Raw genomic sequence first — 13,322 nt, forward strand, 5'->3', positions numbered from 1 at the left:
TGGCGCTAGGCCAGGTCGTCGGGGCCGAACGCCTGGGGCAGCACCTGGGCCATCGACCAGACGCCCTCCGGCGTCATCAGCTCGAGGTCGGGGCCGCCGGCCTCGAACAGGATCTGCCGGCACCGGCCGCAGGGCATGATCACCTCGCCGTCGCCGTTCACGCAGACGAAGTGGGTCAGCCGGCCACCGCCGGTGGCGTGCAGCGAGGACACCAGCCCGCACTCGGCGCACAGCGTGACGCCGTACGCCGCGTTCTCGACGTTGCAGCCGACCAGCAGCCGGCCGTCGTCGGCCAGCGCCGCCGCACCCACGCGGAAGTTGGAGTACGGCGCATAGGCGCGCGCCGACACCTCGGTCGCGGCCTGCTGGAGGGCCGCCCAGTCCACGCTCATCGGCGTCCTCAGTCCGTCTTCTGGTAGGGCTGCCCGTCGGCCGCCGGAGCGCGGACCCGGCCGACGAACCCGGCCACCGCGATGATCGTGGCGATGTAGGGCAGAGCGGAGAGCAGGTCGCCGGGCACCTTCTCGTCGAGGATGCTCAGCTGGTCCTTGAGGTTGCGCAGGAACCCGAACATCACCGCGGCAAGTGCGGCGTAGATCGGGTGCCAACGGCCCATGATCACGGCGGCGAGCGAGATGAAGCCGAGACCGGCGGTCATCTCCTTGTCGAAGGCGCCGGTGCTCAGCGTGAACGACGCACCGCCCAGTCCGGCGAACACGCCACCGAGCAGCACGGCCTGCCACCGGATGCGGATCGGGTCCACGCCCACGGTGTCGGCCGCCTTGGGGTGCTCGCCCACCGAGCGGACCCGCAGGCCCCACCGCGTCTGGAACAGCAGGAACCAGACCGCGGGCACCGAGAGGTAGGCGAGGTAGACCAGCAGCGTCTGCCCGAAGAGCGCCTCGCCGATGTAGGGGATCTCGTGGAGGACGGGGATGTCGACCGACTGGAGCAGCTCGGGGTTGTTGAACTGGTCGTTGCGGTCGTTGGGGATCTGGCCGAGCAGGAAGCTGGTGATGCCGTAGCCGAAGGCGACCAGCACGACGCCGACGACCACCTGGTCGACGTGGTAGCGCAGCGAGAAGAACGCGAGCATCGCCGCGACGCCCACCCCCGCCAGGACACCACCGAGCAGGCCGAACACCGGGCACCAGAACAGCGGGATCGCCGCGAGCGAGACGACCGCGAAGCTGGAGAACACCGACCCGAAGAAGGCGCCGGCGATGAACTGACCCTCGATCGCGATGTTGACGACGCCCGCACGCTCGCACAGCACACCCGCGAGGGCGCCGAACACCAGCGCGGTGGCGATCCGGATCGTGCCCGGGATCGGGTTGGTCATGGCCGGGGCGAACGCACCGCTCGGATCCGCGTAGGCCCACATCAGGAACGCGCCGTAGAAGCCGAGCCCGACCACGACGGCGATCAGGACGCCCTTCCAGCCGCGGGGATAGAGGTTGGCGACCGCGAGCAGGAGCGCGACAGCGGTCAGGCCGACGGCAACCCACGAGACGATGCTGCCGTCGAACTCCACCGGCGGGTTGTCCTTGGTGCGCGGCCCCTTGAACAGGTGGGCGACCGTGGGGTCGTCGATCTCGAGCTTGAACCAGACCTCGGCGAGGAGGACCAGGGCCAGGACGACGATCAGCTTGATCTGCCGTCGTACGTCGGCGCGGTCGCGCACCCTCGGCTCGGGCTCGGACGCGGCGGGCGTCGGCGTCTCGATGACGTCGGTCATGCCGTGGCTCCCTTCGCCTCGGCGGCTGCTTGCTCGGCGCGCTCGGGCTTGTCGCCGTTCCGGCGCCGTCGGACCCGGGCGAGACCGCGGACGAGAGCGGGTGCGGCGACGAAGAGCACGATCAGCGCCTGCACCACCTGGATCAGCTCGGGCGGCACGCCGGCCGAAGTCTGCATGCCGAGGCCGCCGGCGGACAGCGCACCGAACAGCAGGCCTGCCAGCACCGTGCCGAGCGGTGTCGCGCGACCCAGCAACGCGACCGTGATCGCGTCGAAGCCGACCGAGCCGACCACCTGGTCGGTGACCGACTGCTGCAGCCCGAGGAGGGTCATGGTGATGGCGAGGCCGGACAGCAGACCCGCGATCGCCATCGTCGCGATGTAGACCTTCGCGACGCTCATGCCGGCGGTTCGGGAGGCCTCGGGGTTGGCGCCGACCGCCCGCATCTCGAAGCCGAGCCGGCTCCGCTCCAACAGCCACCACACGCCGAGCGCGGCCAGCAGTGCGAGCGGGATGCCGAGGTGCAGCCCCGCGATCGTGGGGTACGTCGCGTTCTCCGCAGGCGGCGGGCTCAGCAGGTTGTCGCTGCCCGGCCGCTGGAACGACTCCTTGGCCAGGAAGTACAGAACGGTGAACCGGCCGATCTGGTTGAGCATGATCGTGGTGATGACCTCGTGGGCGCCGGTCTGGGCCTTGAGGACGCCGACGATGCCGCCCCAGATCGCGGCGGCGGCCATGCCCGCGGCGACGGCCACGACCAGGTGGATGCCCGGGGGCAGGTCGTAGGTGAAACCGACGTATCCGCAGGCGAGGGCACCGACCAGCATCTGACCGGTCGCGCCGATGTTGAAGAGCCCGGCTCGGAACGCGAGCGCCACGCCGAGACCGGCGCAGATCAGCGGCGCCGAGCGCTCGAGGGTGCGCTCGAGGGCGGAGCCGGACCCCACCGCACCGCGGACCAGCGCGGTGTAGGCGTCCCACACCGCTCCGAACGAGTGCCGGATCACGTCGCCTGCGTAGACGAAGAAGGAACCGGGGTTGCTGAACAGGCCGTCCAGCGCCTCGATGACGTCGTCGTCGGAGATCGCGATGAGGAACGCTCCGACCAGCAGCGCCAGCACGATCGCCAGCGCGGTGTCGCGGACCGTCGGTAGCCAGGACCGGAGGTCCCGTCCCTTCGGCTCCTCCTCGGTCTCGGGGACGACTGCATCCGGGGTCGGTGACATCGCCGCCATCACGCCACCTCCGTTCCGTCGGGCCCTCCGGGCACAGCGCCGGCCATCAGCAGGCCGAGCTGCTCCCGCGGGGTCTCGGGCGAGACCGTCGCCACGATCCGGCCGTCGTACATCACCGCGATCCGGTCGGACAACGCGTAGATCTCCTCCAGCTCGGTCGAGACGATGACGACCGCGGTGCCGCGGTCCCGCTCGGCGATGATCCGCTTGTGGATGAACTCGATGGAGCCCACGTCGACCCCGCGGGTCGGCTGGGAGGCGATCAGCACCTTCAGCGGTCGTGAGAACTCCCGTGCGACGACCACCTTCTGCTGGTTGCCGCCCGACAGCGAGGCGACCGGCGTGTCGGCCGACTCGGTGCGGATGTCGAACTCCTCGATCCGCGCCTTCGCGTTCGCAGCGATCTTGTCGAGCTTGAGTGCAGGTCCCGACGAGAACTCGTCGGTCCGGTAGAGGTCGAGGACCAGGTTCTCGCGCACGCTGAAGGTGCCGACGTACCCGTCGTGCGAGCGATCCTCGGGGATGTACCCGATGCCCTCCTCCAGGCTCTGGCGCGGGCCGTGCCTGCTGATGTCCTTGCCGTTGAGCGAGATCCGGCCGGCGTCGGGCTTGACCAGTCCCAGCAGGGACTTGATCAGCTCGGTCTGGCCGTTGCCCTGGACACCTGCGATGCCGAGCACCTCGCCGGCACGCGCCTCGAAGGACACGTCCTTGACGACGAGGTGGCCGCGCGGGTCGACGACGCTGATGCCCTCGGCCTTCAGCACGGGCTCGCCCACGTTCGCGGCCTCCTTGCCGACGACCAGCTGCACGTCGCGACCGACCATCATCTCGGCCAGCTCGTTCTCGCTCGCCGAGGGTGGGGCGGTGCCGACGACCTTGCCCCGCCGGATGACGCTGATCTTGTCGCCGATCTCCTTCACCTCGCGCAGCTTGTGGGTGATGAAGATGATGGAGGTGCCCTGAGCCTTGAGCTCACGCATGATGCCCATCAGCTCCTCGATCTCCTGCGGCGTCAGCACGGCAGTCGGCTCGTCGAGGATGAGGATCTTGGCGTGGCTGGCCAGGGCCTTGAGGATCTCGACCCGCTGCTGCACGCCGACGGGGATGTCCTCGACCAGCGCGTCGGGGTCGACGTGGAGGCGGTAGCGGTCGGAGAGCTCCCGCACCTGCTTGCGAGCGGCGCGCCGGTTGAGCACACCGGCGCCGCGGGTCTGCTCGTGCCCGAGCATGACGTTCTCGGCCACGGTGAAGACGGGCACCAGCATGAAGTGCTGGTGGACCATGCCGATCCCGGCCGCGAGCGCGTCGCCGGGACCGTCGAACGTGACCGGCTCACCGTCGAGCAGGATCTCGCCCTCGGTCGGGGTCAGCAGCCCGTAGAGCATGTTCATCAGCGTCGACTTGCCGGCGCCGTTCTCCCCGAGCAGGCAATGGATCTCACCCGGTTCGACCACCAGGTCGATGCTGTCGTTGGCGGTGAAGGATCCGAACCTCTTGGTCAGACCCTTGATCTCGAGTCGCATGGGGTCCCCTGTCCGACGCTGGTCACGGGCGGCTGGCTGCTCGGTGGCGAGCAAAGACGGCAGGTCGGGGAGGAGTGCTCCACCCCGACCTGCCGTTCAATCTAGTGGCGATCAGCCGACGCTGATCTCACCGCTGATGATCGCCGCCTTGAGCTCCTCGATCTTCGCGGAGAGCTCCTCGTCGATGTCAGCCTGCGGGCCGTACGGCGCCAGGCTCACTCCGCCGTTCTCGAGCGTGCCGCTGTACAGCTCGTTGCTGAACCCGCCGCTGGCGGAGTCCAGGATCGCCTGGTCGACCGCGACGTCCATGCCCTTGACGACCGACGTCAGCAGCGAGTCGCAGTACTCGGCGGCCGAGACACAGCCGTCGGTGTCGACCCAGATGCCCCAGACGCCCGCGTCCTGGGCGGCCTGGAGGCCACCGAGGCCGGCAGGACCGGCGACCGGGAAGATCACGTCGGCGCCCTGGTTGATGAACTCCTCGGCCAGCGACTGACCGACGGTCTTGTCCTCGAAGGACTCGGTGAACGAACCGTCCGTGCCGTCCCAGCCGAGGACCTGGACGTCGGCGCCGTTCTCCTCGTTGTAGTGCTCGACACCCTGCAGGAAGCCGGTCATGAAGATCGTCACGGTCGGGATGTTGAGCCCACCGAAGGTGCCGACGACGCCCGACTCGGACTTGGCGGCGGCGAGGTAACCGGCCAGGAAGGACGGCTCGGCGGTGTTGAAGGTCAGGCCCTTGAGGTTGGCCGGAGCCTTCTCGTAGGCGAAGTCGACGATGGCGAAGTCGACGTTCTTGGACTTCTTGGCGGCAGCGAGGGTCGCGTCACCGAGCAGGAACCCGACCGTGGTGATCTGGTTGCAGCCCTCGTCGACGAGCGACTGGATGTTGTCCTCGAACTGCGACGGGTCGGTGGACTCCGCCTCCGCGGTCTGGACCCCGTAGGTCTCGGCGGCGGACTCGAGGCCGTCGTGCGAGGTCTGGTTGAACGACTTGTCGTCGAAGCCGCCCGAGTCGGAGACCATGCAGGCCTTGAAGTCGGGGTACTGCTCAGCGGCCTCGGTCGGGCTGGACTCCTCGGTGACGCTCGGCGAGTCGCTGGCAGTGCCGCCCTCGTTGTCGTCCCCGTCGTCCTCGCGGTCACCACACGCCGTCAGGGCGAGCGTCGCGATGATCCCCACCGCAGCGATTCGAGCCGTTCTCTTCACGGCGTCCTCCTGGATTCAATCCTCGTCACGCCCCAGGGCGGGGCATCCCGAGCACCCTAACGGCGAGTTTCGGTGCGAGGGGCACTTGCAACGGAAATTTCTGAGGTTGTTACCGAGCGGTGACCAGGGTGCGTACGGCCACAGCGGCCAGCACGCGTGCCCCGATGGCCACGGACTGCTCGTCGACGCGCAGGTCGCCCTGGTGCAGGTCGTACGTCGGCCCGCCGGGCGTGCGCGTCCCGAGGCGGAACATCGCTCCCGGCACCCCGGCGAGGTACCAGCCGAAGTCCTCGCCGCCCAGGCTCTGGGGCACCTCGGTGCGGTGGTGCGGGCCGAGCACCGCGTCGACCGCGGCGTTGACGATCCGGGCGCTCGCGGCGTCGTTGACCACGGGCGGGACGCCCTGGAGGTAGTCGACCGCCGCGGTGACGCCGTAGGGCCGGACGATGTCGAGGACGGCCTCCCGGACCACGGCCTCGACGCCGGCCCACGCGACGGAGTCGAGGATGCGGACGGTGCCGGCCGCGATGCCCTGGTCGGGGATCACGTTGGGCGCGGCGCCCGCGCGGAGCACGCCCCAGACCACGCTGACGCCGGCGCGCGGATCCATCCGGCGGCTGAGCACCGCGGGCAGCTCGCTGGTGATCTTGGCGAGCGCGAACGTGAGGTCGCCGGTGAGGTGCGGGCGCGAGGTGTGGCCGCCGGTGCCTTCGAGCCGGACCTCGATCCGGTCGGCGGCGCTGGTGATCGGGCCGGTGCGGACGCCGATCGTGCCGACGTCGACCGCCGGCTCGGTGTGGAGCGCGTAGATCCGCTCGACCTCCTCGAGCGCGCCGTGGTTGACCAGGTGGACCGCCCCGCCGGGCATGACCTCCTCGGCGGGCTGGAAGAGCAGCCGCACCCGGCCGGGCAGCTGTCCGCGGTCGTGCAGCTCGGCGAGCGCGTGCGCGGCGCCGACGAGCGCGGAGGTGTGGACGTCGTGCCCGCAGGCGTGGGCGACGCCGGGGACGGTGCTCGTCCACGGGTCCTGGGTCAGGTCGTGGACCGGGAGCGCGTCGAGGTCCGCCCGCAGGGCGACCACCCGCTCCCCCTCGCCGATCTCGGCGAGCGCTCCGCTGCGTTGGGAGACGGTGACCCGGAAGCCGAGGTGGCCGAGGACCTCGACCACCCGGTCCGTCGTACGACGCTCCTCCCAGGACAGCTCGGGGTGCCGGTGCAGGTCGCGGCGCAGGTCGACCAGGTCGTCGGCGTGCTTCTCGACGACGGTGTTGATCACGCGCTCGGCGCTGTCCACGGCGTTGGGGTCGGGAGTGGTCATCTCACGCACGAGCCTAGTCCTGCCGACCTGCGGGTGGCCCGCCCGGAGGGATCCGGACGGGCCACGCGCGGGTGCTGCAGGGTGTGCTGGGTCAGCGCTTGTAGCGGACCACCTTGCCTGCGGGGACGTCGCCCGGCTCGCCCGAGAGGCCGGTGAGCACGTTCTCCGTGGTGTAGAGGTGGCGACCCTTGATCTCGACGGCCGCGGGCAGCGGCACCTCGAGGTAGGTGCTCGGCTCGCCGCCACCGGCCGGGATCCGCGTGATCTTGCCGGCGAACAGCTCGGACACGTAGACGTCGCCGTTCGGCGCCACGTCGAGGCCCGTCGCGCTGACCAGGCCGGAGGCGACCTCAGCGACCTCGCCGCTCGCCGGGTCGACGGTGAACACCCCACCGGGGACGGTGCCGTCCTCGGGACCGCCCGGGAGGCTGGTGACGTAGAGCAGCCCGTCGGGGCCCATCTCGACGTCGGTGGGCACCGGCTCGAAGTTGTAGTCGTGGCCGACCGAGCACTCGGGGAAGCCGAGTCCCTCGGCGACCTCTGCGGTGATCTCCACCGGGATGGGCGGCAGCACGGCCACCGACTCGACCGAGCCGTTGCGGCCGACGCGGAGGATCGTGTTGCCGGCCGCGTCGGCGACGTAGGCCTGACGACCGACGGCCGCGGTGCCGTAGGGGTGCGACTCCACGATGCCCTCGTACTGCGGCGGCAGGGTGCCCTCACCGGTCGGGAACTGGGATGCGCACTCCTCCGACACGGTCGGGGCGCCGTAGGTCACGTCACCGTCGGGGTTCTCGGCCTTCTCGAACTTGCCGAGGTTGGCGACCGCGCTGCGCTCGCCCTTCCAGGTCCGGCGCATCAAGGTGGCGCCGTGCACGAACCAGGCGCCGGTCCGATCCACGGCGATGGCGCCGACCTCGCGCTGCTTGGCGGACTGGAAGATGACCTCGGCCTTCTTGCCGGGCTTCTTCAGGTAGAGGGTGCCGGCGAAGTTGGCGCTGTAGACGACGGCGTCCTTCGCGGTGACGTCGACGCTCAGCGGCGACAGCAGCTTCTTCGCGACGGCGTTCGGAGCACCCGGCGCGGCGGACGTGGCGGTCGCCTCGGGTGCGACCGTCACCGCGAGCGCCGCGGCGGCCGCCACTCCGGCGGCGACGAGACGTCGAGCAGGGATGGATGGAGACACGATTTTCACCTCTCGGGGGTTTGATGCATCGAGCCGCGGACGCTACGTCAGCGATCCGGGCCGCACCCCGTTGTTGGTAAAGAAATCATCCTCAGGACTGATCGGGACCCTCCCAGAGCAGGAGACGACCGCGCGTGCGGGGTCAGTCGGCGTCGTACGCCGCGAGGATGCGGTCGGCCGCGAGCGGTGCGGTCAGGTCGCCGGACAGCACGGCAGCGCGCACCTCGTCCTGCACCGCGCGCACCCCGGGTGAGTGACGGAGCCGCTGGTCGAGCTCGTCGCGGACCAGCGCCCAGGTGAAGTCGAGCTGCTGCTCGGCGCGCTTGGCCGTCAGCCCGCCGGCGCCGAGGTGCTCGCGGTGGTCGAGCACGCGCTGCCAGACGTCGTCGACGCCGACGTCCTCGAGCGCGGAGCAGGTGACGACGGGCGGCGCCCACTCGTCGTGGCCGCGCACCAGGCGCAGGGCGCCGGCGAGCTCGCGCGCCGCCCCCCTGGCCTCCTTCTCGCGGTCGCCGTCGGCCTTGTTGACCGCGATGACGTCGGCGATCTCGAGGATGCCCTTCTTGATGCCCTGGAGCTGGTCGCCGGTGCGGGCCAAGGTGAGGAAGAGGAAGGTGTCGACCATGCCGGCGACGGTGATCTCGGACTGACCCACGCCGACGGTCTCGACCAGGATCACGTCGTACCCGGCGGCCTCGAGCACCGCCATCGCCTGGGTGGTCGCCCGGGCCACGCCGCCGAGGGTGCCGGCCGACGGACTGGGCCGGATGAATGCGTCGGGGTCGACGGACAGGCGGGCCATCCGGGTCTTGTCGCCGAGCACCGAGCCCCCGGTGCGCACGCTGGACGGGTCCACCGCGAGGACGCCGACCCGGTGTCCTTCGGCCGTGAGCCGGCTGCCGAGCGCCTCGATGAACGTCGACTTGCCCACGCCGGGCACGCCGGAGATGCCGACGCGGACCGCCCGCCGGTGCTCCGGCTGGTCGGGGCCGGGGAGCGCCGTCAGCAGCTCGCGCGCCTGGTCGCGGTGCTTCGAGCTGGTCGACTCGACCAGCGTGATGGCGCGCGAGACCTGCGCCCGGCGGCCCTCCCGGATGCCTTCGAGCAGCTCCGCTACGTCCACCATCGACCTGTCAGTGCCCGAGCTGCTCGCGGAGCTTCGCCAGCAGGTCGAGCGCCGACTCGGCGATCACGGTGCCCGGCAGGAACACCGCGGCCGCCCCCATGTCCTTGAGGATCGGCACGTCGTCGGGCGGGATCACGCCGCCGATCACGACCATGATGTCCTCCCGGCCGTGCTCCGCGAGCGCCTCCTTGAGCGCGGGGAGCAGCGCGAGGTGCCCGGCCGCCAGCGAGGAGACACCGACGATGTGCACGTCGGCGTCGATCGCCTGCTGGGCGACCTCCTCGGGCGTGGAGAACAGCGGGCCCACGTCGACGTCGAACCCCATGTCGGCGAAGGCCGAGACGACGACCTTCTGCCCACGGTCGTGACCGTCCTGGCCCATCTTCGCGACGAGGATCCGCGGACGACGGCCCTCGGCGTCTGCGAACTCGTCGGTCGCGGTGCGCACCTGGCCGAGCAGGGTGTCACCGGCCTCCTGGGCCTCGTCGCGGTACACGCCGGAGATGGTACGGATCACGGCCTGGTGCCGGCCGTAGACCTTCTCCAGGGCGTCGGAGATCTCCCCGACCGTCGCCTTGTGACGGGCCGCGTCGACGGCGAGCTCGAGCAGGTTGCCCTCGCCCGTGTCGGCGCTGCGGGTCAGCGCCTCGAGCGCCGCGTCGACGTCGCCCTGGTGCCGCTCGGCGCGCAGCCGCTCGAGCTTGGCGACCTGCTGGCGGTAGACGTCGTCGTTGTCGACCTTGAGCACCTCGAGCGGGTCCTCCGCCGGGAGCCGGTAGGTGTTGACGCCGATGACCTTCTGCGCGCCCGAGTCGATGCGCGCCTGGGTGCGTGCCGCCGCCTCCTCGATGCGCATCTTCGGGATGCCCTGCTCGATGGCGGCCGCCATCCCGCCGGCGGCCTCCGCCTCCTCGATGTGCGCCCACGCGCGCTGCGCGAGGTCGTGGGTCAGCTTCTCCACGTAGTAGGAGCCGGCCCAGGGGTCGATCGTGTACGTCGTTCCGCTCTCCTGCTGCAGCAGGAGCTGGGTGTTGCGGGCGATCCGCGCGGAGAAGTCGGTCGGCAGAGCGATCGCCTCGTCGAGCGCGTTGGTGTGCAGCGACTGGGTGTGGCCCTGGGTCGCCGCCATGGCCTCGATGCAGGTGCGCCCGACGTTGTTGAAGACGTCCTGGGCGGTGAGGCTCCAGCCGGAGGTCTGGCTGTGCGTGCGGAGGCTCAGGCTCTTCGGGTTCTGCGGGTCGAACTGGCGGACCAGCCGGCTCCAGATGGCGCGCGCGGCGCGCATCTTGGCGACCTCCATGTAGAAGTTCATGCCGATCGCCCAGAAGAAGCTGAGGCGAGGCGCGAACTGGTCGATGGTGAGGCTGCTCTCGAGGCCGGCGCGGATGTACTCGACGCCGTCGGCGAGCGTGTAGGCGAGCTCCAGGTCGGCGGTCGCCCCGGCCTCCTGCATGTGGTAGCCGGAGATCGAGATCGAGTTGAACCGCGGCATCCGCTGGCTGGTGAACGCGAAGATGTCGGAGATGATCCGCATCGACGGCGCGGGCGGGTAGATGTAGGTGTTGCGGACCATGAACTCCTTGAGGATGTCGTTCTGGATGGTCCCCGACAGCTGCTCCGGCTTCACCCCCTGCTCCTCGCCCGCAGCAATGTAGAGCGCCAGCACCGGCAGCACCGCGCCGTTCATCGTCATCGACACGCTCATCTGGTCGAGCGGGATGCCGTCGAACAGGGTGCGGGTGTCGTAGATCGAGTCGATCGCCACGCCCGCCATGCCCACGTCGCCACGCACCCGTGGGTGGTCGGAGTCGTAGCCGCGGTGGGTGGCCAGGTCGAACGCGACGCTCAGGCCCTTCTGGCCGGCTGCGAGGTTGCGCCGGTAGAACGCGTTGGACTCCTCGGCCGTGGAGAAGCCGGCGTACTGCCGGATCGTCCAGGGCTGAGTCGTATACATCGTCGGGTACGGGCCGCGCAGGAACGGGCTCAGTCCGGGCCAGGTGTCCAGCGCGTCGAGACCGGTGAGGTCGCTCGCGTCGTACGACGGCTTGATCTCGATGCCCTCGGGGCTGTGCCAGGACTCGAGGTCGCCGTGCACGGGTACGGCGGACGCGGCGTCCCCCGTCAGGGGGAGACCGGCGAAGCTCTTCGGAATGCTCATGCGAGCGCCTCCCGGGTCTGGTGCAGGAACGCCAGCGCGTCCACGCCCATCGCGCAGCTCGCGTCGACCGCGTCGAAGACCTCGGCGGTCGAGTTTGTCGAGACCCCGGCGATGATCACGTGTCGGGCTCCCGCCTCGCGGAGGGCGGCAGCCGCGGCACTCCCCCACTCCTCGTAGGCGGCGTCGGTGCCGGCCAGGCAGACGACCGCCTGTCCGCCGTACGCCGCGACCAGGTCGTCCACGCCGCTCGTCGGGCCGGCGACCTCGACGGCGATGCCGCCGGCGGCGAGCAGGTTGCTCGCGAACGTCGCGCGGGCCGTGTGCTGGGCGATCGGGCCGAGGGTCGCGAGGAAGACCGGGTTCGCGGCCGGCTCGTCGCGCAGCGCCTCGAACGAGGCGCCGTAGCGGCGGACCTCCTGCTCGCCGGTCACCGGTTCGCGCGCCGGCAGGTTCTCGGTGAGGTTCGGGAACTCCGAGAGGCCGGTGATCGGACGCTTGCGCTTGGCGATCTCGGCCTCGCGCCTCGCGACGGTCTCCTCGATGAGCGGGTTGATGTCGCCGCCGCCATCGACGTCGATCCGACCGAAGAGCTCCCACGCGGCGACCGCGATGTCGTCGGTGAGCTTCTCGACCGCGTACGCACCGCCCGCCGGGTCGGCGACCTCGTGCACGTGGGACTCGTCCATCAGGAGGTGCGAGACGTTGCGCGCGATGCGCCGGCTGAAGGCGTCGGGCTGGCCGAGCGGGCTGTCGAACGGCAGCACGGTCACCGCGTCGGCCCCGCCGACGCCGGCGGCGAACGCGGCGACGGTGGTGCGCAGCATGTTCACGTAAGGGTCGTACTTGCTCATCATCGGACGGCTGGTGACGACGTGCTGACGCTGGTCGACCCCGGTGACGCCCGAGAGCTCCAGGACGCGTGCCCAAAGCCGGCGGGCGGCGCGGAGCTTCGCGATCGTGGGGAACTGCTCGTCGGTGGCGGCGTAGCGGAACTCGATGAGTCGAGCAGCGTCGGCAGCACTGAATCCGCGCGCGGTCAGGATGCGGAGGGTGGCGACCGCGTTGAGGAGCGAGACCGCGAGCTCCTGGACGTCGGAGGCGCCCTGGTCGTGGACGGCCGTCCCGTCCACGACGACAGCCAACACTCCCGCGTCCTGGGCGAGGCCCGCGATCGTGGCCAGGTCGTCGCCGGAGGCGGTCGCCGCGTCGGCGCCGAGGTTGGTGGCCGGGTGCAGGTCGACGTAGGACGCGTGGTCGAGGAGAGCCCGTGCCGCGGCCACCGCGTCACCTGTCGGCTCGAGCACCACGGGCGCGAGGTCGAGCAGGACCTTGTCCAACACCACGGGCAGGTCGGTGTCGTCGTCGACCCGTACCCACAGCGAGGTGACGCCGCCGTCGAGGTCGACGAGCGCGTGCTCGTTGAGAAGCTTCTCGTCCGCCCCCGCGATCCGGGCCCGCACGTCCCACGCCCCGGCCCGCGTTGGGCGGCCGGAGGTCTGCAGCCCGTCGAGCAGGTCGGGCGTGCCGAGGGGGGTGATCGCGATGCCGTCGAGCGTCGTACGCGTCAACCGGTCCCAGACCCCCGAGTCCGGGTCCTCGTCGGTCAGCTTGCGTGCCTTGCGGAGGACGGCCGCGGTCGCAGCCTCCCACTCCTGCCGGCTGTGCCGGTCCTCGGGCTGCGCGAGGGCAAGGGGCGTCCCCGCTGCCGCGCTCGTATCGCCAGTCGTCACGGTTCGCAGGATACGGCGAGGCACGGGAACACGTTTCAGCGTCCCAGCCGTGTGATTCGTCACGCTGCAAGGCCGCTCTGAGGCATCATCCTCGCC

Annotated in this window: 10 protein-coding genes; all 10 read right to left on the reverse strand. The window is 70.7% G+C overall.

Going from position 1 to position 13,322, the window contains the following annotated elements:
* Nucleotides 1-5 precede the first annotated feature (5 nt).
* Nucleotides 6-392 (reverse strand): cytidine deaminase, encoded by a 387-nt coding sequence (locus DJ010_RS02895; RefSeq protein ID WP_109692098.1) that lies wholly within the window; start codon nt 390-392, stop codon nt 6-8.
* Nucleotides 393-400: 8 nt separating this feature from the next.
* On the reverse strand, nt 401-1,738 hold the full coding sequence (locus DJ010_RS02900) for an ABC transporter permease (protein ID WP_109692099.1): 1,338 nt from the start codon (nt 1,736-1,738) through the stop codon (nt 401-403).
* The gene (locus tag DJ010_RS02905; protein ID WP_245927152.1) at nt 1,735-2,973 is read right to left on the reverse strand and encodes an ABC transporter permease; all 1,239 of its coding nucleotides are present in this window, start codon (nt 2,971-2,973) and stop codon (nt 1,735-1,737) included. Before DJ010_RS02905 ends, DJ010_RS02900 begins: the two co-directional genes overlap by 4 nt.
* Nucleotides 2,973-4,499, reverse strand: a complete 1,527-nt coding sequence (locus DJ010_RS02910) for an ABC transporter ATP-binding protein (RefSeq protein ID WP_109692100.1) — start codon at nt 4,497-4,499, stop codon at nt 2,973-2,975. Before DJ010_RS02910 ends, DJ010_RS02905 begins: the two co-directional genes overlap by 1 nt.
* Nucleotides 4,500-4,610: 111 nt before the next feature.
* Entirely contained in the window at nt 4,611-5,681 is a 1,071-nt protein-coding gene (locus DJ010_RS02915; protein WP_211318624.1) for a BMP family lipoprotein, read from the reverse strand.
* Between the two features lie 136 nt (nt 5,682-5,817).
* Nucleotides 5,818-7,026, reverse strand: coding sequence for an amidohydrolase (locus DJ010_RS02920; RefSeq protein WP_109692493.1), 1,209 nt, complete (start codon nt 7,024-7,026; stop codon nt 5,818-5,820).
* A gap of 91 nt (nt 7,027-7,117) precedes the next feature.
* The gene (locus DJ010_RS02925; RefSeq protein WP_158282906.1) at nt 7,118-8,212 is read right to left on the reverse strand and encodes a ScyD/ScyE family protein; all 1,095 of its coding nucleotides are present in this window, start codon (nt 8,210-8,212) and stop codon (nt 7,118-7,120) included.
* Between the two features lie 142 nt (nt 8,213-8,354).
* Nucleotides 8,355-9,338 carry a methylmalonyl Co-A mutase-associated GTPase MeaB gene (gene meaB / locus DJ010_RS02930; protein ID WP_109692102.1) on the reverse strand — a complete coding sequence of 328 codons (984 nt, stop codon included), beginning with the start codon at nt 9,336-9,338 and terminating at the stop codon, nt 8,355-8,357.
* 7 nt (nt 9,339-9,345) lie between these two features.
* The gene (scpA, locus tag DJ010_RS02935; RefSeq protein ID WP_109692103.1) at nt 9,346-11,496 is read right to left on the reverse strand and encodes a methylmalonyl-CoA mutase; all 2,151 of its coding nucleotides are present in this window, start codon (nt 11,494-11,496) and stop codon (nt 9,346-9,348) included.
* Nucleotides 11,493-13,226, reverse strand: a complete 1,734-nt coding sequence (locus DJ010_RS02940; RefSeq protein ID WP_245927153.1) for a methylmalonyl-CoA mutase family protein — start codon at nt 13,224-13,226, stop codon at nt 11,493-11,495. Before DJ010_RS02940 ends, scpA begins: the two co-directional genes overlap by 4 nt.
* Nucleotides 13,227-13,322: the final 96 nt, after the last annotated feature.

Source organism: Nocardioides silvaticus (assembly GCF_003160695.1).
Lineage (GTDB): Bacteria > Actinomycetota > Actinomycetes > Propionibacteriales > Nocardioidaceae > Nocardioides > Nocardioides silvaticus.